This is a genomic window from Hymenobacter baengnokdamensis (genome assembly GCF_008728635.1).
GTDB lineage: Bacteria > Bacteroidota > Bacteroidia > Cytophagales > Hymenobacteraceae > Hymenobacter > Hymenobacter baengnokdamensis.
Window position 1 is genome coordinate 1,575,615 of the sequence record NZ_CP044285.1, and the last position, 19,591, is coordinate 1,595,205.

Genomic DNA, 19,591 nt, shown 5'->3' on the forward strand with positions numbered 1-19,591 from the left:
TAGACGGCTGTCTATAGCTTAACGCCAAGCTTATTTCCGGTCTTCTCCAAATCCTGCACCACGGCATCGAGCAGCGGAATACCCGCAAGGAGCCGGTGCGCCGCCATCTCGCGCTCGGGGTCACCGGGAATGAGAACCTGTTTGCCTGCCACCGCTTTGGCTGCGCGAAAAGTGGTTATCCACTTATCCATGTGGGTTTTAAACTCGTCGGCCGGGCGAAACGCATCAACGCGCATGGCCCCGAAAAAGTGGCCGATGCCCTGGCCCACCGGGTCGGCGGGCGGCTGCAAAAACGCCACGAACGGCGGCACCCACGGCCCGTAGTTGGCCCCGCTCAGCACGGCCGAAAAGATATCGACCACCGCGCCCAGGCCGTAGCCCTTGTGCGAGCCGGTGGCTCCGCCCAGCGGCTGCAGCGCCCCGCCGTTCTTCACGGCGTTGGCATCGGTGCTGGGCTGGCCCTGCGCATCCTGCGCCCAGCCCTCCGGAATGGGTAGATTTTTGCGCTGCGCGATTTCGAGCTTGCCATTGGCCGCCGTGGTGGTAGCCATATCAAGCACAAAATCGGGCTGCTCGCCGGCCGGCACGGCTACCGCTATCGGGTTGGTACCCAGTAGCCTATCGAGCGAGTAAGTAGGAGCCACCAGCGGCGAGGCATTGGTCATGGCCAGGCCAATCATGTCCTGGGCTAGCGCCAGCATGGCGTGGTAGCCGGCAATGCCGAAGTGGTTGGAGTTCTTCACTGATACCCAGCCGGTGCCCACCAGCGCGGCCTTGCTCATGGCAATGCGCATGGCCTTGGGGCCTACCACGAGGCCCAGGCCGCCGTCGCCATCGACCACGGCCGTGCTGGGCGTTTCGTAGCTGATGCCCACCCGCGGCTGGGCGTTGATGCGGCCCGCCTCCCAGAGGCGCACGTAGCCCGAGAGCCGCGCCACACCGTGCGAGTCGACGCCCCGCAAATCGGCCGAAAGCAGGGTTTCGGTGGCCAGCGTGGCGTCGTCGGGCGGGCAGCCAAGGGCGAGAAATATGCGCTCGGCGAAGGCGAATAGCTGCTGATAGGAGAATATCGACATAAGCAAAAGCCCCGCACCGCTGGCTGAAAAACGCCGCAGCGGCGGGCGCACAAACGTACTAGCTGCGGCTGGTTACCTGACTTTCTTGTCAATTCAGAAAAATATCATCATTGATAATCAATAACTTGATTAGATGTTAAACGTATTTTTTAGTTATAAACTAAATTATTAGTTAAAGAGTCTCGTACTTAGCGTCATCCTAGCAAGACTCACTAACACTGACGAGTAGTATGAAACCGCAACTGACTGGCTGGCTGCTGGGTATCGCGCTACTGGCGGCGGCAGTTACCGTTGCTGAGCCCGAAAACCCGTTTGCCCTGGCTGGGAAAGCCGTGCGGGTAGGGCCGGCCGGCTCGGTCAACTACCTGCTGCCGCTGCTGGAGCTGCGCCGGCAGCGCCCGGCCTACCTGCGCAATGCGGCTGATATTGGCACCTACTGGCAGGCGATGGCAACCTTCGCGGCAATGGCTGGCGAACTGGATAGCATTGCCTACTACTGGCGGCAGAATGACGGCCATACGCCGTTGGCCACCGGGCCCGTGGTAGCTCCGCCGCCGGCAGTGGCGACTATTCTGGCCCAGACTCAGCACCGGCAGGTGGTGATGTTCAACGAGGAGCACACCCAGCCGCGCGGGCGCTGGCTGGTGGGTAGCCTGCTGCCCGCGCTTTACCAGCAGGGCTTTCGGTACCTGGCCCTGGAGGCGCTGGACGCCGTCGACTCGGCGGGCCTGCGGCAGCGCGGCTACCCGGTGGCCGCCTCGGGCTTTTACACCAACGAGCCGCACTTCGGCAACCTCATCCGGCGGGCACAGCAGCTGGGCTTCCACATAGTAGCCTATGATACCATGAGCGCTGACCGCGAGCGCGACGAGGCCCGCAACCTGCTGGCGGCTACGCTCGGGCCGCACCCCGGGGCGCGGGTGGTGGTGCTGGCCGGCCACGGCCACCTCAACGAAAGCAGCACGGCCCAAACGATGGCTACCTGGGTGCGCAAGCTGTCGGGTATCGACCCGCTTACCATCGAGCAGACCCAGGCGGCGCTGACTGACCCGCCCGGCTGGCGGACGCTGCCGCCGGGAGCCTACCTGGTGCCACCCGCCAGCCTGCCGGACCGGGCGCTCACCTGCGACCTCTACGTGCTGAACCGCCTGCGCTTGGCCGAAACCGGCAACGGGTTTGGCGACCCGGCCGCCCGCACCACGCGCCTCGCCCTGCCGGCCGATAGCCTGCGCGCCGCGCCGCAGGTGATGCTGGTATACTGGCAGCGCGAAAAACAAGCCCAGCCCGGCGCCGTGCCCGTGGCCGTGTACTGCCTGCGCCCCAACGAAACCACCGTGCGCCTCGCCCTGATGCCCGGCACTTACCTGGCCGAGCTGCGCGACGCCCCCGGCCGCCGGTGCTGGCAACGGACGTTTCCCGTTAAATGAATTATAAATATAATATATAGAATGAGTTATTCATTCCCAGAGCTTACCCGCGCCGAAGAGCAGGTAATGCAGCTGCTCTGGCAGCGCGGCCCGAGCTACGTCAAAGACCTGCGTGAGGCGCTGCCCGCGCCGCTGCCGGCCCTCACTACGGTTAGTACCATCGTGCGCATCCTGGAGCAGAAGGGCTTCGTGGGCTACGAGCCGGTGGGGCGCAGCTACCGCTACCACGCCCTGGTAGCGCAGGACGACTACCGGCGCTTTTCCTTGCGCAAGCTGCTGCGGGGCTACTTCGGCGGCTCGTTCGAGCAGCTGGTGTCCTTCTTCGCCCAGGAAGAAAACCTCGATGCCGCGCAGCTCGATGCGCTGCTGCGCCAGGCGCGGGCCGGCGATTCGACTTCGGATGATACTTCAGAAGATGAGGATAAGAAAAAGTAAGCCAGTTTCTTACTGCTATGCGCTTGTTGCTGTTCCTCCTACTCAGTGCCCTGGCTACGGCCTGTGCCAGTACCCGGCTGGCCGAGCGCACCGACCGCCAGGGCCAGCGTCAGGGTCGCTACTGCACGTACTACGATGCCGCCCGCACGCAGCTTTTTACGCGAGGCCGCTATCGTCACGGCCAGTCGGTGGGCCGCTGGCGCTACTACGCGCAGGCTGGTGAGTTGCAGCGGCAGGAGCGCTACCGCCGCCACGGGTTCAGCGACATTATCTACTATTACCCCAGCGGCCAGGTGGCCCGGCGTGGCCACGCCCGCACCGTCGACGAGCCCAAGGGGCCGCACTTCTACTGGCTTGGCGAGTGGCAGTTCTACTCCCTGGCCGGAACCCTGGACAGCGTGCAGCTTTACAATTTTGGAAAGCGCACCAGTACCAGGTACCTGACTGATAAAAGAAAATTAGCTGACCATTAGCCGCGTAGTCGTCGCTTATTAATGAAACTTTACATGGATGCTTACTCTCTCCTGACCTGGCTGGGCGGCACGCTGCCGCCGCTGGGCGCGCTGTGGTTGGTGTACCGGCTGGCGCTGCGCCGCGAGCGCTGCTTTAGCTACAACCGGGCACTGCTACTGCTGGCCCCGGTGGTGGCGGTGGGGCTGCCGCTGCTGCCGCACCCGGCCCTACCGGCCTGGCTGGTAGCCGGGAGCCAACCCAGCGCGGCTATCCCCACGGTGCTGCTGCCCACGCTGCTCGCTACGGGGCCAACTGCCGTGGCCCATGTACCCGATTGGCGCTGGATGGTAGGACTGTACGCGTTAGGAGTAGGGCTGCTGCTGGCGCGGCTGGCCTACCGGAGCTGGCAGCTGCATGCGGTTACTCGGGGGCTGCCCCGCGAGGCTCGGCCCGGCTACACGCTGGCCTACACCGGCGGGCGGCTGCCGACCAGCTCGTTTGGCCGTACCATTTTCTGGGATGAAACCGCCGGGCTCGCGCCCGCCGAGGCTTCCTCGGTACTCGCCCACGAGCTGGCCCACGTGCGCCAGGGCCACAGCTACGACCTGCTCTGGCTTGAATGCTGGCGGATAGTGCTCTGGCCCAATCCCTTTGCGCACCTGTTACTGCCGGCGCTGCGCCTCACCCACGAACTGCTGGCCGACCAGGCCGCCACGCAACCTGCTGCCGGTAGCACACCCGAAGAAACTGCGGTGCTCTACCCGGCTATGCTGGCCCGCCTGGCTTTGCGTGGAGGAATGGGTAGTCGCTATATGACTTTGCTACAGCCTTTTACTTTTTCCTTCACCTTAACCCGAATTGCCATGCTGCAAAATCAAACTCCCGTGCGCCGCTGGAAGCAGTGGCTGACCCTGCCCATGCTGGGCGGCGTATTTTTGGTAGCCTGCCACTCAGCCAGCGACCAGCCAGTGCCGACTACCAAGCAATCAGCAGCAGTCCGGACTGCCGAAATAGCCCCGCCCCCTCCGCCAATGCCTGCTACCATGTCGCAGGAGGGCCTCCATGAAGAGCGTGCCGGCCACGTGTATACCTACGTCGAGCAAATGCCGCGCCTGCCCGCTGCCCAAGGCGTAGGGCCCATCGTCAAGCAGATTCAGGACAACTTCGTGTACCCCGCCGGAGCGCGGCAGGAGGGCATGGTATTCGCCAGCTTTACGGTGAAGGCTGATGGCAGCGTGGAAGATGCCAAAATCGTGAAAGGTATCGCCCCGGCTTATAATGAGGCCGTACTAGCTGCCATCCGCAAGCTCCCTCGCTTCGTACCGGGTAAGCAAGGCGGGCAGGCAGTAGCGGTGAGCTTTACAGTGCCGGTTATGTTCAAAAATCAGCCCTAATCCCGGCCCAGCAGCTCAGCCAGCAAGCCTTCTTTAAGCGCGAAGGCCGACGTGGTGATAGTCGTTAAGTTATAGGTGGTCAGCATGTATTTGATGATGACGCTGGCTACCACCAGCATATCGGCCCGCATGGCAAACATGCCCGGCAAGGCCACCCGCCCGGCGTGGTCGAGGGTGAGCAGTTGCGCAAAGTGCTGCTCGAAATCGGCCAGGGGCAGCGGGGTGCTGGGGGGCAGGTCAGCTTCTTTGCGCACCTGGCCCACCGAGAGGTCGGCCAGGGTGTCGAAGCTGCCCGAGCTGCCCACCAAGCCGGCCAGCGGGCCAAACTCGGCCACGGCGGCCGTGAGCGGGGCCAGCTGCTCGGCCAGAAATTCCAGCTCGCCTTGCAGCGAGGCTGCCGGAAACACGCCGGCCGGCGCCGGGAAAAACTGGTCGAGCAGGCGCTGCGCGCCTATCTCAAAGCTGTGCTTCCAAAAAATGGTATCGGCATCAGCAATAATACATTCTACCGAGCCGCCGCCGATATCTACCAGCAGGTGCTTTTCCGGGCCCAGGGCCACGGCCTGCCGGATACCTTTGGTAATAAGCTCGGCCTCGCGGTCGCCGGCAATAGTCTCAACCTGAATACCGGTGGTTTCCAGAATGTCGCGCACCAAATCGGGACCGTTGCGCGAGACGCGCATGGCGCTGGTAGCCGTGGCGCGCACCTCCGTGGCCTGGTGCAATTCTATTTCTTCCTTGAAGCCGCGCATCGTTTGTAGGGCGCGGGCGTAGGGCAGGGGTGCAATCTCTCCTTTACTGATGCCGCCTTCGCCCAGGCGCACGCCTACCTTGGTGCGCACCAGCACGTGCGGCAACTGGCCGGGCCGGTCTTCCACAATCAGCAGATGGAAGGTGTTGGTACCCATGTCGATAAGGGCCAGGCGGCGATGCAGTACGGGAGCGTGCATAAAGAAAGTAGCGCGGACTTTTAGTCCGCGTTTGGAACGAAAGAAAGAATCAACGCGGACTGAAAGTCCGCGCTACGTAGCAAACCGGCAGAACGTGCCCAGCGGCAGCTTACGCTGGCCGGCATCGTGCAGGTATATCTCACCCAGCTCGCGCACGGCTTTTGGGCCGGGGAATATAGCCTGCGTGAGATTGTCCAGAATCAGTGCCGAAAAGCCCAGCGAGTAGAGGTTCACCACGAAGAAATGGTCTTCCGGGTCGAGCAGCTGCTGGCTGAGCTTGAGCAGCTCGTTGAGCTCGTCTTCGAGCTGCCACTTCTCACCGTTGGGGCCGCGGCCGTAGGCGGGCGGGTCCAGGATGAGGCCCTGGTACTTGCTGCCGCGCTTTACCTCGCGGCGTACGTATTTCATGGCATCTTCCACCAGCCAGCGCACGCCGTCGAGCTGGCTGGCTTCCATGTTGTCGCGGGCCCAGAAATTGACCTGTTTCACCGAGTCGAGGTGTGTGACATCGGCCCCGGCCGCGCGGGCGGCCAGCGTGGCCGCGCCGGTGTAGGCAAACAGGTTGAGCACGCGCGGTAGCCTGGCCTGGCGCTTACGGGTCTGGTTATAAATGAATTGCCAGTTCGGGTCCTGCTCCGGAAAAAGCCCGACGTGCTTAAACGACGACAAGCCCAGCCGGAACTTCAGCTTCAGCCCGCCCGGCCGCTCGTAGGAGATAATCCACTGCTCGGGCATCCCTTTTTTGAGGCTCCACTGGCCTTTTTCGGTGCTGCCAGGGGCGCGGGCAAATATGGCATCGGCGCGGGCCCACTCGCTGGCGGGCAGGTGCGCATCCCAGATGGCCTGGGGCTCGGGCCGCGCCAGCACGTACTGGCCGAAGCGCTCCAGCTTCTGGAAATTGCCGCTGTCGAGCAACTCGTAGTCGGGCCAGGGCGAGGTGGTGAGAAAGTCGTACACGAAGAAAAAGCAGATTGGGTAGGCGCAGCCCTGGGGCAGGACTTGCAAAGGTCGGGCAGCCGACGGAAAAAGCGGCCGGCGTCTTCTTAAACTACCCGCCGCCAATTGCGTACACAGGTCGCTTACAAATGATTTGTCAGTAAATAACTGGCAGTCAAAAACTAATTCAAAACCCATCTTATGCCCACCACCGCCCAAAAGAAGCCCGCTCTGCTGCATACCCCCTCAGACCTCAGCGAAACCGGCCGCGCCAAGCTCAGCGATAGCCTTAACATTTTGGTTTCGGACCTCTTCGCGCTTTATGTGAAGACTAAAAACTACCACTGGCACATGAATGGTCGTCACTTCCGCGACTACCACCTGCTGCTGGATGAACAGGCCGACCAGATTTTTGCCATTATTGACCCCGTAGCCGAGCGCGTCCGCAAACTGGGCTTCCCAACTGTGCATTCCATTGGCGAGATTGGCCGCAAGCAGCGTGTCAAAGACAACGACGACGTGTACGAAAACCCGCTCGATATGCTGGTCGATGTGCTGAACGAAAACCGCAGCCTGGCCAAGAACATGCGTGATACCCACAAGATTGCGGATGATATCAACGACGTAGCCACCGCCAGCCTGCTCGAAGTATATATCGACGAGGCCGAGCGCCGCGCCTGGTTCCTGTTTGAAGCTACCCGCGAGGTAAACTGAGGCCGGCAACAGCGCTAGCAGAGTACTTACTTTAGAGGCGAAGCAGTACTGCTTGTAATATAGTTTATTCTGAATACAAAAAAGACTTTCAGCAGCTGCTGAAAGTCTTTTTTTATTTTTGCTCGTACGCTTTTCTGCGCAGTACGTAGCTTATTACCTGTGGCTTATTTGCTGATTTTTAGGTCAATAACCCCATTTTTCAGTCCGGCCGCAGTGGCTTGCAGCTGCACTGCGCCGGCCGTTTCACCGGCCTGCACAATCGCCACCAGCTGCCCTCCAAAGGCGTGCATCTGGGGCTCCTGGAAGGGCTCCAGGCAGGTGGCATCGCCGTTGCCCACGGCGCGGAAACGGCCCGCGCCGCTCACCGTAAAATGCAGCTGATTGGTGGCATCGGGGCAAAGGTTGCCCTGGGCATCTTCCACGCGGGCCGTCACGTAGGCCAGGTCTTCGCCATCGGCGCTGAGCTTAGCGCGGTCGGCTACGAGGCGAATATGGTCGGGGGCACCGGCCGTATGAATCTCATCGGTGCCGGCGGGCTTACCCTGGGCGTCGTAAGCCACTACCTTAATCGTACCGGCCTCATACTTTGCATCGTTCCATTCGAGGCGGTAGCGCGCCTGGGGCGTGGCGGCCGGGCTCTTGGTCTGGCGGCCCTGGCTTTTGCCATTCACAAACAGCTCGGCCGACGGATAGTTGGTATAGCAGAACACGGGCGTGGTCTGACCTTCGCGGCCGGGCCAGGTCCAGTGCGGCAGCAGGTGCACGGTGGGCTTGGCGGTGTTCCAGCGCGAGCGGTAGAGGTAGTAGCGGTCCTTGGGCTGGCCGGCCAGGTCAAACATGCCAAACAGCGAGCTGTGCGAGGGCCAGCTCTCATCATAAGGCGTGGGCTCGCCGAGGTAGTCGAAGCCCGTCCACACAAACTCGCCGGCTACGTAGGGCAGGTCGTCCTGGGCCACAAACTCTTCGTCGGGCGTCTGCGACCAGTTGCAGGCCTCCAGGTCGTACGACGACGATTGATTGTCCGGGTATTTCTTATCCTTGGCCAGCACCACCGGAAACTTATACACCCCGCGTGAACTGACTGTAGAGGCCGTTTCGGAGCCCAGCAAAAAGCCCTGCGGCAGCTTGCCAATGGCTTCGGCGTAGCGGTGCGGCTTGTAGTTGAAGCTCGGGATATCGAGCACTTTGGCAAAGCCATACTTAAAATCGTCGTCAAAGCGGTCCATGCCGGCCGTTACGGGGCGGGTAGGGTCTTCGCGGTGCACAATATCCTGCAGGCGCTTGGCAATGGCCGGGCCTTCGGGTGTGCTCTGATCGGGCACCTCGTTGCCGATGCTCCACATAATCACGCTCGGGTGGTTGCGGTCGCGGTGTACCATGTTCACCAGGTCTTTTTCCGACCACTGGTCGAAATACTGACTGTAGCCGTTCTTTACCTTCGGCGATTTCCACTCATCAAACGACTCCACCATCAGCATAAAGCCCATCTCATCGCATAAGCTCACCAGCTCGGGGGCGGGCATGTTGTGCGAAGTCCGAATGGCATCGCAGCCCATTTCCTTGAGTAGTGCGAGCTGGTGGCGCAGCGCCGCCTTGTTCACGGCCGAGCCCAGCGGCCCGAGGTCGTGGTGGTTGCACACGCCCCGAAACTTGCGCGGCTGCCCGTTGAGCGAGAAGCCTTTCCCGGCTTCAAACTTGAAGGAGCGAATGCCGAAGCGGGTCTGGTACGTGTCCTGCAAGGCCTCGCCTGCATAGAGCTTCGACTCGGCCGTGTAGAGCACCGGCGTTTCGGGCGACCACAGCCGGGGCGCTTTCACCGCGAAGCGTTGGCTAAACTCACTGCCACTGGCCGGCAGCGGGGTCGTGGTGCTGGCCACCACCTTGCCGGCCGCGTCGCGGATGTCGGTCTGCAGCCGCAGCGCCCTGGTGCCGGCCGTAGCCTGCACCTTGGTTTGCAGCTTCACCGTGGCCGACGCGGGCGTGACAGTCGGGGTAGTCAGGTAAGTGCCCCACACCGGAATGTGTGGCCCCTTCGTGGTGATGAGGTGCACGTTGCGGTAAAGGCCCGCGCCGGGGTACCAGCGTGAGGCTTCCGAAAAATTCTCCAGGCGCACGGCCAGCGTGTTGGGGCCGCTGGCGCGCAGGTAGGGCGTTATATCAACCGAAAAGGAATTGTAGCCGTAGGGCCAGAATATAGCTTCTTTGCCATTTATATACACGTGCGCGTTGCTCATTGCGCCATCGAAGAGCAGCACCGCTTGGCCGCCCGGTCCCAAGGCCGGCACGGCCAGCTGGCGCCGGTACCAGCCCACCCCGATAAACGGCAGGCCGCCGGTGCGGCCGGCTTTCAGGGTGGCCTGCTGCTCGTTATTCTGCTCAATCTTAACGGCCTGCAAATCGTTTTTGCCATCAAACGGCCCGCTGATGGCCCAGTCGTGGGGGATGCGCACGGTTTGCCACTGCGCGTCGTTCAGCTCGGGCTTGGCCCCGTCGGGCTGGTCGCCTTTGGTGAATTTCCAGTTCGTGTTGAGAAGCGTTTCCTGGCGCGACTGGGCGGCGGCCGGTAGGCTGGCGGCCAGCAGGAGCGCGGCGACATATTTAACAGGCGACATAGTAGAGGGCGAAAGCGTGAAAAGGCGCTGTTACTTAATGGTAGGCAAGTTACGGCTACCGTGCCACCGGCTTCTTTCATAAGGCCAGCTCCCGGCTTGGGCGAATAACTAAGCTGCGCTGGGCAGCAGGGCGCTAGCTTTACCTGATGCCCGGCTTTTTGCACCAAAAAATACTGCGCTTGCTGGCCCTGCTCCTGGCCGGGCTGGCGGCGTGCTCCTCGCCCGCTCTGCCCACCAGCCCGGCCGCAAGCTACCTGAACTGCCGCGAAGTGTACGAGCCAGTGCGCGGCCGGCTCTACGACCGCCACGGTACGCTGCTGGTAACCAATGAGGTGCAATACACGCTGAGCCTGCCGCACGGGCCGCCCCTCGATTCGGTAGCTTTCAATATCTTAATGCGCTGGCCGGCCGGGGCGTTGCAGGCCAGGGTAGCCGCCGCCCGGCCGCCCGCCGGCCCGCTGCCGCCGGCCCCGGTACCCGACTCGACCGGGGTTGTGCCGCCGCCTGCCCCTGCGCCGCCCCGGCCCCAGCGCTGGCCGGTCGAGCTGGCGCTCACCCGCCCCGAAGCCGATAGCCTGCGGCGGCATCGCCGCGAGTATCCGGGGCTGGTAGTGCGCCACCGCCCCGAACGCCGCTTCCTCACGCAGGTGGCGGCGCCGGTGCTGGGCTACCAGCCGGCCGCCGCCCAGCAGTTTTTATACCTGGCCAAAAAGCTGGAGCGCGGCCGCTACTACCGTCTGCGCAACAGCGGCATTGAGGGGTATTATAATAGCCTGCTGGCCGGCCACCGCGGGGCTTACCATCCGCTTACCGACGGCCACGGCCGCGTGCACGGCCGCTGGGCCGCTGATACGGTTTACCGCCCTGGTCAAAGCCTGCACCTCAGCCTTGATGCCGACCTGCAAGCCTATGCCGAGCGCCTGCTGGGCGAGCGCCGCGGCTACCTCGTGGCCCTTGACCCCCGCACCGGCGAAATCCTGTGCTGCGTATCGGCCCCCACCTATGACCCCGCCGCGCTCACCGCGCCCGGCCGCAACCCCGAGCGCGTGGCGCTGCTGCGCAACGCCGACCAGCCCCTGCTCAACCGTCCCGCCGTGCAGGCCAACCCGCCCGGCTCGGTGTTTAAGCTCGTCAATGCGGCCGTGGCCTTGCAACTCGGCGCCACCAGCGCCAACACCTCGTTTCCCTGCGACCAGTCGCTCATCAACTGCGTGCACCCGCACCCGCGCGCCCGCAACCTCACGATGGCGCTCAAGTATAGCTGCAACCCATATTTCTACCAGGTGCTGCGGGCGGTGGTTGAGCCGCGGCCCGACTCGGCCGCCACGCCTGCCGATACCGTGGCCCAGCGCCACGCGCACCTGGCTGCCTGGCGGCGGCAGGTCAGGTCTTTTGGCCTCGATACACTGCTGGGCGTCGATATTGCCCATGAGCAGCCCGGCTTCCTGCCCACGCCGGCTTATTACGATAAGGCCCGCCGTACCCGCAATTGGACGTTTAAGTCTATCTACTCGCTCAGCATCGGGCAGGGAGAAATCAATCTCACGGGTTTGCAAACGGCCAACGTGTTGGCTATCATTGCCAACCGGGGCTGGTATATTACGCCTCACTTCGTGCGGGCTATTGGCACTACGGGCCAGCCCCTGCCGCGCTTCACCGAGCGCCACCGTACCCTGGTCGATAGCGCCAACTTTGCGGCCCTTGTGCCCGGCATGGTGGCCGCCATGCAGCGCGGCGGCACCGCCGAGCTGGCCAGCCTGGCCGACGTGGGCATCGTGGTGGCCGGCAAAACCGGCACGGTGCAAAACGATGAGGGCGACGACCACGCCACCTTCGCCGGGTTTGCTCCGGCCAATCAGCCGCGTATCGTGGTAGCCGTATATATTGAAAACGCTGGTTTTGGTGGCTTGTCGGCGGCTCCCTGCGCCGCCCTCATCATGGAAAAATACCTGCGCGGCAAAATCGCGCCCCGGCGCAAAAAGTGGGAATACTGGCTGCGCTGCGGCGATTTGGCCAGCCAGGGGCATTGAAGTAATGCCTAGTGTGGGGCAGTGGTAATTGTCTGCTGCACGGCGATGGCTACATACCGTAGCGGTAGTTTTTCCTGTTCCAGTCGCGCGTTCGTTGCCAGCAGCGTTTGGTAGAGCTGCTGTTCGCTGCTAGTCAGCCCCGCCAGTGTCTGGGGCGTGAAATGCCCACCTGTTCCGCCGCTGTGGTACTGTGCAAAGGTGCCTTCGTCCATCAGTAGTGACTGCGCGGCGGGAAAGTGTACCCGTAGCTGCGCCAGAATCTGAAAGCCGTGCACGTCAATATCGCCCCAGTAAAAAAGTTGCTTACCACTCAGCCAATCGGCCCCCGCCAGTAGACTCACGGCAAAGCCACCGCCCCAGATAGCCACCGCCTTTTCGGCTAGCGGGAAAGCCAGAAAAGACGTCAGGTTCTCAATGATGTACACCCGCCGCACGGGTAGATTCAGGTTCCGAAACTCGCTGACCCATAAGCTTACCTGTGATACGGCCGGGTGCAGCCGCTGAGCCGCGTCTAGAAAGCGGAGCTTGATGCCCGGCTCTTCCAGCAGCAGGTGAAAGCGGCGGAAAAAATCGGTTTCTTCTGCCCGCACATAGTCCGGAATCAGCCAGTCGAGCAGCGAGCGCAGGGGCGCCTGGTGTTGCTCCACAAACTTGGTGGGCAAGGCCAGCGGCAGGCTGCGCACGTACTCATTGGGCTGCGGGTGCTGCCGGAAATAGGCGCACACTGTCAACAGCCCGGCCCAGTTGGCGGCGTGGTCCAGCAGTAGGCGCGGCGATTGTTGCAGCAGCGGCAGCAACTCGGGCAACTCGGTGGTCGTGCGACGGGTATTGGCCACGAAAAGGTCGAACTCCGCTTGCTTATCGATAAAGCTCAGGAAGTCGGCCAGGGTTTCGAATTCAATGCGGCTGACTTCACTCTGGCCGGTTTTGCGGTTGGGGCTGGTAGTGAGCCAGTAACCGGAACCCGTGCGGTTTTTGGAGTGCGCCAGAAGCTCCGCCTGCTGCTCATAAATATGAGCGCTACCCTGCGTGCGGTCCAGCGCTTTGCTGGCCCGCAACGGCAGGGGGAACGGATTCTCGCCGGCCAAATGTGCCCGCAGCACGGGCACGTATTGGCGCAAGGCTTTGGTGCACAGCTCGGGCAGGCTAATCATGGAGGACTTCGGCGGCCAGCAGCGCTTCTTTTTCGGCCTGGTATACCCGGATGGGGATGTCGCGCACTACCGAGCGGCGCGGGTCCTGCTTGGCTTTGGTGACCCAGTGAATGACGCGCACGTCTTTTTCCAGCAGGTGCAGCGAGGTTAGCGGCGTCACCACCATCAGCTGCAGGCCCAGGCTGGCGCAGAGCTTGAGCAGGTAAGCCGATTTGTCTTCGTCGAGCTTGCTAAACGCCTCATCGATAACGATAAACCGGAACGAACGGTGCCCGCCCGCTTCGCGGTTGATGCCAAACTGGTAGGCGATGGCCGCGCCCAGCACCGTGTAGGCCAGCTGCGCGCCCTCGCCGCCCGAGAGGCTGCCAGAGCTCTCGTACACCTGCTTCGAAGTCTTGTCGGCCCGGTAGTATTCGCGGGCCTTGAAACTCGACCAGTTGCGCACATCAGTTACTTCAAGCCGCCATTTTTCCTGGTCGCGCAGCGCCAGAATGAAGGGCTGAATGACGGCGGCAAAGTGCTCAATCTCGATTTCGCGCTGGTTGCTGGCCAAGCCGTGCAAGGTCAGGTCGGGCTGCCAGTTTCGGAGCTGCTCGAAGCGAAACTTATGAATGAGCGGCCGGGGCGAGTCGGTGCGCTCCAGTTGGATGTAGGTATCAGGATTGAGGTTGAAAGCAATGCCGCGCAGCGATTCGTTTATCTGGTCGATGGTGTCGCGGATGAGCTCGTGCTGCTCTTCCAGCGAGGTCACAAAGTCGCTGAGGGCTTTTGTCACGCCACGCTTAAACTCATCGTGAAAGCGGCTTTCCAGCTCGACCAGATTTTCGTGTTTAATAAGCTGGTAGTGGTCAAGGTATTCGGGCAGCCGCTCGATGTCGGGGCGCAGTTCTCGGGTGTCGCTTTCCCAATCTGTGAACTTGGCGGTAACGGCCGGGCCGGGATGGAGGAAGTGGTACATCGCCTCACAAATCTGCTTGGCCAGCGCCTGCACCTGGTCGTTTTGCTTGTTGATACGCCGCTGAATTTCCTGCTCAAACTGCTGCTTCTGTGCTACAAACTGCACATAGCTGAGCCGGTCGTCCAGCTCCTGTGCTAGCTCTTGCAGGCTAGTCAATCCAGCCGTCAGGCTTTCGGAGTCGAAGGAAGCCAGCTGTCGCTGCGCCGTTTGCCGTTGCTGGTGCAATGTTTTCAGAAGGTCCTCCGTGCGCGTAATCCGTTGCTTGGTTTGGTCGCGGGCACCGGCCTGCTGCTTCAGTTCCTCTTTCAACGCCCGTAGCTGCTCCTGCATGGTTTTTAGGGAGGTACTGTCATTTTCCAGCGCATCGCGCCGGATAGTAAGCTCCTGGATTTGCAGCGCGTCGGTCTGCCAGTCGATTTTAGAAAACTGCTGTGCTAATAGAAAACTAGTGAGCTTGATTTCCTGCTCTTCGGCCTGTTCAATTTCCTTGTTCAGGCGGCGCAGTCCGGCTTCGGCTTTATCGATGACATCGCTCAAGGCGCGGGCTTGGCGGGTGCGCTCGCGGCGCAGCTCGCGGTTGTCCCAGCCCAGGATATGGTCCTGACGGCGGCTGTCGTCGCGCTCGTGGCGGTTTTTGTTGCGTACCAGGCCCGAGGGCAGCAGTGCCTTATCAGCCCGCTCGAAAGTCGCCGCGTCTTCGGTGCAGAGGTGGTCGAAGCGGGTGGCAATATGGTGCTCAACCCAGGCCGCATAGTCGCTGTCGGGATTGAATTCGAGCTTGCCCCACACCGTGCGCTCGTCGGAGAAGAGCGTGGGCGGGGCCTTGCGCTCCACGTGGTGAAACACGATTTTGCCGTGCAGGTCGCGCTGCTCATGCACGTAGGCCCGCACCCCCGAATACAGCCGCTCGGGCACCAGCAGGCTCAGACCGGTGCTGTGAAGTAGCTTTTCAAGTGCGTCGTTCCATACAGCGCGCTCGGCAGGCTTCACCTGCATCACCTCCGCCACGAAGGGGATTTCGGCCTCGCTGGCCGCCACGGCAGCCAGAATCTCCTGCCGGATTTCGGCCGGCCGGCGGGTGATTTTGCCGCTGCTGTTTTCAAGCTGCTTCAATTCCGCCGCCAGCCCGGCAAATTCTTTTTTCTGGACTTCGATGGTCGAGCGCGCCGTAAATTTTTGGTCGTCCAGCGTTTGCTTGGTCTGACGCAGCTCACGCTGCAAGCGTAACGCCTGCTCGATATTGGCAGCGAAGGTGCCCACGTCGGGGTTTTCTACCAAGCTCAGGCTACGGGCCAGGTTGTTGTAGCGCCGCAGGTCTTTTTCCTTCTCAACCTTGCTTTTGGTCAGCTCGCTAATGTCGCGGCTCAGGTCACGGATTTGCTGCGCCACTTGGTTATTCGCCACCTGCACTTCCAAGGTCACGCGCTGCGTGTCGGTGGCCTCGTGGGTTCTTTCCTGCTGGCCCAGCAGGTCGATGAGCTGGTCCAACCCCCGGTCTTGCTGCGCTATTTCCGCGCCCCACAAGGCCACTTGCCGCTCTGCAAACCACGGTTCCAGCAGGCGCTGCTGCGCCCGTAGCTGGTGCAGCGCCTGTCGCAGTTGCTCATACTCGGTGCTCTGGTCGTGCACGGGTTGCAGCAGGTGCAGCTGGGTGCGGGCTTTTTCGAGGGCACGGTAGGCCGTAAGCAGGGTATTGTAGTTGCCGAGCAGCTTCGCAAACTCCGCTTCAGCGGTGCTCTCTTCCAGCATATTGGTGCGGATAAACTCGTCGAGGTCGCCCAGCACTTTCATGCCTACGGTTTGGTTGAACAGCGTCAATGCCTTGTCGCTACGCATGCCAAACAAGCGCTGAAAAGCTGCCGCGTACTTCGGGAAAGTATCGAAATCCTCTACCACGCGGTCGGCAAATTTCTTCTTCAGCTGGCTCACCCACTGCCCGCCCGAGCCAACTTGAATGTGCTCGGCAATAGTTAGCTCGGCCTTGGCTACGAGGTAGCGCCGCTGCAAGCCGCCCGCGTTGAACCAGCGCACCTGCGCCAGCGTCACGGGCAGGCTGTTGGCACTGGTAAACACGCTCAGGATGATAGAATATGTGCCCTCGCGCTTACGCAGCTGCTCCACCCGCGATTTTTGCTGCTCCTCGCCCTGGGTGCGACCGTAATGGCCTTCCACGTAAGATTCTTCACTGCGGTCGGTGCGCTTCTGCGTGCCCGACGACTGGTTGAAAAACCGCTTTGCCGGGTTCACCAGCAAGGCTAGCAGGCCATCTACCAGGGTGGTTTTGCCCGAGCCGTTGGCGCCCGTCAGCAGGGTGTTCTGGCCGCCGGGCTCCAGCCTCCAGATGTCTTTTTGCGTGCTCCCCTCGTGAAACGTGCCCCAGTTGAACACTTCCAGCCGCTGGAGCCGGTAGCCGGACGGTCCGGTTAGCTCCTCAAACAGATTCAGCATGGCGTTGCAGCTTTTCTTTGAATTCCTCGAGTTTTTCGAGCGAGATTTTGGCCTTGAGCAATGCTTTTATCTCATACTGCGTCTGGTCGGGCTGGGCATCGTCGCGGCGGTTTACTTTCAGCAAGCCGTGCGTTTCCAGCTTTTCTATCACTATATCCAACTTGCTGAGCCAGGCCTTGCGATTGGTAGGCTGGTGAAAAAACAGCTCTACCCGCTCGCGGATTTCAACCCGTGTCGCAAATAGGCGGCGGGTAGTCGTCTGGGCGCTGGCTTCGTGCTCTTCCAACCATTCGCGCAATACTACGCACAGTAAGCTTTGCTCGTAGCTGAGGCCCACGCGGCGCAGCAGGCGCAGGGGCGGGGTGGGGTCGTCCTCGACCGGGGCAGGCTGCGTGAGGCGGGCGTAGCCATCGGTCCGATTCAGGTCAAGGCTTACCCCGATTTGCTCGAAATATGCCCGCACGGCCACTTCGTGGTCTTGCAGATGTTGCCAGTACTGCGGGTCATCGTCGGAGTACAACGCGTGCGTTTGCAGCAGCTTGATGATAACGGAAGCGTAAGGTTTGGGCATAGGCTTGAGGTAAGGCTAGCGGCAGAAAATGATTTCGGGAAACTCGCAGGCCCTCCCCGGCGCCAGTACGAATACCTCAGTGCGCGCGTCGTTGAGCAGGTGCTTCTCGGACGTGGCCGCGATGCTGCCGTAAGTCATTAGCTCGGCTAGGCCGTGCTGCAAGGCGTAGGTATCCACTACCTGACGTAGGCTTACCTGCGGCCGGCCACGCAACAACTGGTCGATGTTGGCCAGCAGCACCGCTTTGTCCACTACGTGCGGTGCCACCAGGGGCACAAAATCGGTTGCTTCCTGTTGCGCCACCGCCAGCGGCCGGTATATAATGCCACTTTCGCGCTCTTCCAGTTCCTGAATTTCTTTGGTTTCGCTGGCATGATAGTCGGCCCGGCCGTTGATTTCCAGGAAAACAGCGTCCTGCGGCGGCGCGTCCATCACCTCGAAAGCCAAGCGGCGAATATCCTGGATTAGGGTTAGCGAGCGGCGGCGCTCGCGCATGTTTTTCTCCGATACTATCTTCTCCAGCTTGCGGGCCAGGGCATGAAACGAGTCGTTCACCTTCTGACCCTCGCCGTGCAAATAAAACCGGATTTTGCGCAGAAAGCCATCGCCCGCCGCCAGCCCCCGCGCTTGCAGCAGCTCGAATAGCTGCTGCACCAGTGCATCCAGCTCGGCTTTCTGGCGCGGGTCGGTGAGGTGCTGGTAAAACGCCTCGAAGCTGCGGCCCTGCGGCGTTTCGCGCAAGTCAGCGAGTGCGTCAAGGGCCAGCCCCAGCAGGCTGCCCTTGGTGTGCCCGGCGGCCGACTGCTGCTGGTAAATCTGCTGCGTAATCGTGCGGAAATTGCTTTCTACCTCCCGAAAATCGCGCAGCAGCCCCCGCGCCAGTCCGTTTACATTCTGGTAGCGCTCCGTGATTTGCACGTCGTCATACGTCACCACTGTTTTGGTCAGCTTTAACTCGCGGATTTGCTTTTCGAGGTCACTTTTCTGCTTTTCGAGGTCGGCTACCTTGGCCCGCCAGTCGTCGCCGGAGTTTTGCACCAGCTCGCGCAGCTTATATAAAATGTCCAGAAATCGGGACTCGGTGCCTACGTGTGCCGGTTTGTCGAGCAGCGAATGCACCCAGTCCAGCACGCTTTCCAGCTCGGGGGTAAGCGTATGCTGGTCAGCCCCGTGCTCATCAGTGTAAAGCGAGAGGTAGCCGTCACGCACCCATTTTTTCAGCAGCTGCGTGGCTTGTTCTTCATACGGCAAGCCGAGCGTAGTAAGTTCGCCTTCCTCAGCACTGACTTGGTTCGTATCGAGAAAATCGATTAGCATCCCCGCTAGCTTTTCGCCACTTATTACCGGCGAGTAATTGCCCTCCTTGAAGCTTTCCTGCAAAAAGCACAACACCAACGGTGCGTTATGACTGCGCATAAGCCGCACGAACACAGCCGGTCGGTCGGGGCTGAAAAGCGTGCGGTAGAATGGATATTTCATGGCTGACGCCAAACTTATAAAAAACAAGTGAATTTATAAAGAAAGATTGAGGTGAAAATATGGCTCTGTGCCAAGCCTTATTGATTGTGCTTGCGCAACTAGTACAAGCCAGGGTTCCTTTGCCGAACTTTACGGCATGACCTTCCATAAATACCAGGGCACCGGCAACGACTTTGTTATCATCGACGACCGGGCCGAGCAGTTCGACACCACCGACCACGCCCGCGTGGCTTTTCTATGCAATCGCCGCTTCGGTATCGGGGCCGATGGCCTGATGCTGCTGCGCAACCGCGCCGGCTACGACTTCGAGATGGTATACTTTAATGCCGACGGCCACCCTAGTAGTATGTGCGGCAATGGTGGCCGCTGCCTGGTTGCCTTTGCCAAGTTCCTGGGCATCATTACCAATAAAGCCCATTTTGTGGCCGTGGATGGCCCGCACGAGGCGCGTGTGGAAGCCGATGGCACCGTGCGCCTGAAGATGATAGACGTAGCGGCCGCGCAGCCGGCCGGGGTAGGGGAGCACGACGTGTTTCTGCACACGGGCTCGCCGCACCACATCCATTTTCTTGACCCCGAAGAGGGGCATACGCTGGCCGATTTCGACGTGTATGGCCACGGCCACGATATTCGCTATGACCAGGCCTATGACCCGGCCGGCACCAACGTCAATTTTGTGGAGGTTCCTGCCGACCCCACCCATCCCTGGCCCGTGCGCACCTACGAGCGCGGCGTGGAGGCCGAAACCCTGAGCTGCGGCACCGGCGTCACGGCCGTAGCACTGGCCGCCTCGATGCGCGGCGCGGTTTCGCCCGTGCAGCTGCAAGCTGCCGGCGGCCTGCTCGAAGTATCATTCGAGAAGCACCCCGATGGCCGCTTTACCGAGGTATGGCTGAGCGGCCCGGCCGTGCGGGTTTTTGAGGGAAATATATGATATTTAACATGTTTTTACAG

15 protein-coding genes are annotated in these 19,591 nt (G+C 61.4%); 7 read left to right on the plus strand and 8 right to left on the minus strand.

Going from position 1 to position 19,591, the window contains the following annotated elements; translation table 11 throughout:
- Positions 1-11 precede the first annotated feature (11 nt).
- Positions 12-1,076: an Ldh family oxidoreductase gene (locus F6X24_RS06665; RefSeq protein ID WP_151087264.1), complete on the minus strand. Its 1,065-nt coding sequence runs from the start codon at positions 1,074-1,076 to the stop codon at positions 12-14.
- A 230-nt stretch (positions 1,077-1,306) separates the two neighbouring features.
- Between F6X24_RS06665 and F6X24_RS06670 the strand changes: the two genes are divergently transcribed.
- Genes F6X24_RS06670 through F6X24_RS06685 form a run of 4 tightly spaced genes read left to right on the plus strand, consistent with a single transcriptional unit; the run spans position 1,307 to position 4,785 of the window.
- Positions 1,307-2,503, plus strand: a complete 1,197-nt coding sequence (locus tag F6X24_RS06670; protein WP_151087265.1) for a TraB/GumN family protein — start codon at positions 1,307-1,309, stop codon at positions 2,501-2,503.
- Between the two features lie 21 nt (positions 2,504-2,524).
- A complete protein-coding gene (locus F6X24_RS06675; protein ID WP_151087266.1) occupies positions 2,525-2,938 on the plus strand; it encodes a BlaI/MecI/CopY family transcriptional regulator in 414 nt (137 codons plus the stop codon).
- Positions 2,939-2,955: 17 nt separating this feature from the next.
- Entirely contained in the window at positions 2,956-3,411 is a 456-nt protein-coding gene (locus F6X24_RS06680; protein WP_151087267.1) for a toxin-antitoxin system YwqK family antitoxin, read from the plus strand.
- 33 nt (positions 3,412-3,444) lie between these two features.
- On the plus strand, positions 3,445-4,785 hold the full coding sequence (locus F6X24_RS06685) for a M56 family metallopeptidase (RefSeq protein WP_151087268.1): 1,341 nt from the start codon (positions 3,445-3,447) through the stop codon (positions 4,783-4,785).
- On the opposite strand, the gene F6X24_RS06690 is transcribed toward F6X24_RS06685, so the two are convergent.
- Together F6X24_RS06690 and F6X24_RS06695 are read right to left on the minus strand one after the other, a co-directional pair.
- On the minus strand, positions 4,782-5,735 hold the full coding sequence (locus F6X24_RS06690; RefSeq protein ID WP_229725398.1) for a Ppx/GppA phosphatase family protein: 954 nt from the start codon (positions 5,733-5,735) through the stop codon (positions 4,782-4,784). The two genes, F6X24_RS06685 and F6X24_RS06690, sit on opposite strands and share 4 nt — an antisense overlap.
- 72 nt (positions 5,736-5,807) lie before the next feature.
- Positions 5,808-6,692, minus strand: coding sequence for a class I SAM-dependent methyltransferase (locus F6X24_RS06695; RefSeq protein WP_151089541.1), 885 nt, complete (start codon positions 6,690-6,692; stop codon positions 5,808-5,810).
- Positions 6,693-6,872: 180 nt separating this feature from the next.
- Here F6X24_RS06695 and F6X24_RS06700 point away from each other — a divergent pair, with 180 nt between their 5' ends.
- On the plus strand, positions 6,873-7,385 hold the full coding sequence (locus tag F6X24_RS06700; protein WP_151087269.1) for a Dps family protein: 513 nt from the start codon (positions 6,873-6,875) through the stop codon (positions 7,383-7,385).
- A 164-nt stretch (positions 7,386-7,549) separates the two neighbouring features.
- Here F6X24_RS06700 and galB read toward each other — a convergent pair whose 3' ends face one another.
- A complete protein-coding gene (galB, locus tag F6X24_RS06705; RefSeq protein WP_151087270.1) occupies positions 7,550-9,997 on the minus strand; it encodes a beta-galactosidase GalB in 2,448 nt (815 codons plus the stop codon).
- A gap of 158 nt (positions 9,998-10,155) precedes the next feature.
- Between galB and F6X24_RS06710 the strand changes: the two genes are divergently transcribed.
- On the plus strand, positions 10,156-12,027 hold the full coding sequence (locus tag F6X24_RS06710; RefSeq protein WP_191906483.1) for a peptidoglycan D,D-transpeptidase FtsI family protein: 1,872 nt from the start codon (positions 10,156-10,158) through the stop codon (positions 12,025-12,027).
- 8 nt (positions 12,028-12,035) lie between these two features.
- Here the strand turns inward: F6X24_RS06710 and F6X24_RS06715 are convergent, their stop codons facing one another.
- From F6X24_RS06715 to F6X24_RS06730, 4 genes are read right to left on the minus strand one after another with little or no spacing between them, the layout of a single operon-like run.
- Positions 12,036-13,181, minus strand: a complete 1,146-nt coding sequence (locus F6X24_RS06715) for a Wadjet anti-phage system protein JetD domain-containing protein (protein ID WP_151087272.1) — start codon at positions 13,179-13,181, stop codon at positions 12,036-12,038.
- On the minus strand, positions 13,174-16,587 hold the full coding sequence (locus F6X24_RS06720) for an ATP-binding protein (protein WP_151087273.1): 3,414 nt from the start codon (positions 16,585-16,587) through the stop codon (positions 13,174-13,176). Before F6X24_RS06720 ends, F6X24_RS06715 begins: the two co-directional genes overlap by 8 nt.
- The gene (locus F6X24_RS06725; protein WP_151087274.1) at positions 16,571-17,158 is read right to left on the minus strand and encodes a DUF4194 domain-containing protein; all 588 of its coding nucleotides are present in this window, start codon (positions 17,156-17,158) and stop codon (positions 16,571-16,573) included. The genes F6X24_RS06720 and F6X24_RS06725 overlap by 17 nt, the downstream gene beginning before the upstream one ends.
- A gap of 15 nt (positions 17,159-17,173) precedes the next feature.
- Positions 17,174-18,637 (minus strand): DUF3375 family protein, encoded by a 1,464-nt coding sequence (locus F6X24_RS06730; protein WP_151087275.1) that lies wholly within the window; start codon positions 18,635-18,637, stop codon positions 17,174-17,176.
- Between the two features lie 136 nt (positions 18,638-18,773).
- Here F6X24_RS06730 and dapF point away from each other — a divergent pair, with 136 nt between their 5' ends.
- Positions 18,774-19,571 (plus strand): diaminopimelate epimerase, encoded by a 798-nt coding sequence (gene dapF / locus F6X24_RS06735; protein ID WP_151087276.1) that lies wholly within the window; start codon positions 18,774-18,776, stop codon positions 19,569-19,571.
- The last annotated feature ends 20 nt before the right edge of the window (positions 19,572-19,591 follow it).

What these genes read in the sequence shown, in the direction of transcription:
- F6X24_RS06665 (WP_151087264.1), bottom strand. Translation starts at nt 1,076, where the DNA reads ATGTCGATATTCTCCTATCAGCAGCTATTCGCCTTCGCCGAGCGCATA.
- F6X24_RS06670 (WP_151087265.1), top strand. Translation starts at nt 1,307, where the DNA reads ATGAAACCGCAACTGACTGGCTGGCTGCTGGGTATCGCGCTACTGGCG.
- F6X24_RS06675 (WP_151087266.1), top strand. Translation starts at nt 2,525, where the DNA reads ATGAGTTATTCATTCCCAGAGCTTACCCGCGCCGAAGAGCAGGTAATG.
- F6X24_RS06680 (WP_151087267.1), top strand. Translation starts at nt 2,956, where the DNA reads ATGCGCTTGTTGCTGTTCCTCCTACTCAGTGCCCTGGCTACGGCCTGT.
- F6X24_RS06685 (WP_151087268.1), top strand. Translation starts at nt 3,445, where the DNA reads ATGGATGCTTACTCTCTCCTGACCTGGCTGGGCGGCACGCTGCCGCCG.
- F6X24_RS06690 (WP_229725398.1), bottom strand. Translation starts at nt 5,735, where the DNA reads ATGCACGCTCCCGTACTGCATCGCCGCCTGGCCCTTATCGACATGGGT.
- F6X24_RS06700 (WP_151087269.1), top strand. Translation starts at nt 6,873, where the DNA reads ATGCCCACCACCGCCCAAAAGAAGCCCGCTCTGCTGCATACCCCCTCA.
- galB (WP_151087270.1), bottom strand. Translation starts at nt 9,997, where the DNA reads ATGTCGCCTGTTAAATATGTCGCCGCGCTCCTGCTGGCCGCCAGCCTA.
- F6X24_RS06715 (WP_151087272.1), bottom strand. Translation starts at nt 13,181, where the DNA reads ATGATTAGCCTGCCCGAGCTGTGCACCAAAGCCTTGCGCCAATACGTG.
- F6X24_RS06720 (WP_151087273.1), bottom strand. Translation starts at nt 16,587, where the DNA reads ATGCTGAATCTGTTTGAGGAGCTAACCGGACCGTCCGGCTACCGGCTC.
- F6X24_RS06725 (WP_151087274.1), bottom strand. Translation starts at nt 17,158, where the DNA reads ATGCCCAAACCTTACGCTTCCGTTATCATCAAGCTGCTGCAAACGCAC.
- F6X24_RS06730 (WP_151087275.1), bottom strand. Translation starts at nt 18,637, where the DNA reads ATGAAATATCCATTCTACCGCACGCTTTTCAGCCCCGACCGACCGGCT.
- dapF (WP_151087276.1), top strand. Translation starts at nt 18,774, where the DNA reads ATGACCTTCCATAAATACCAGGGCACCGGCAACGACTTTGTTATCATC.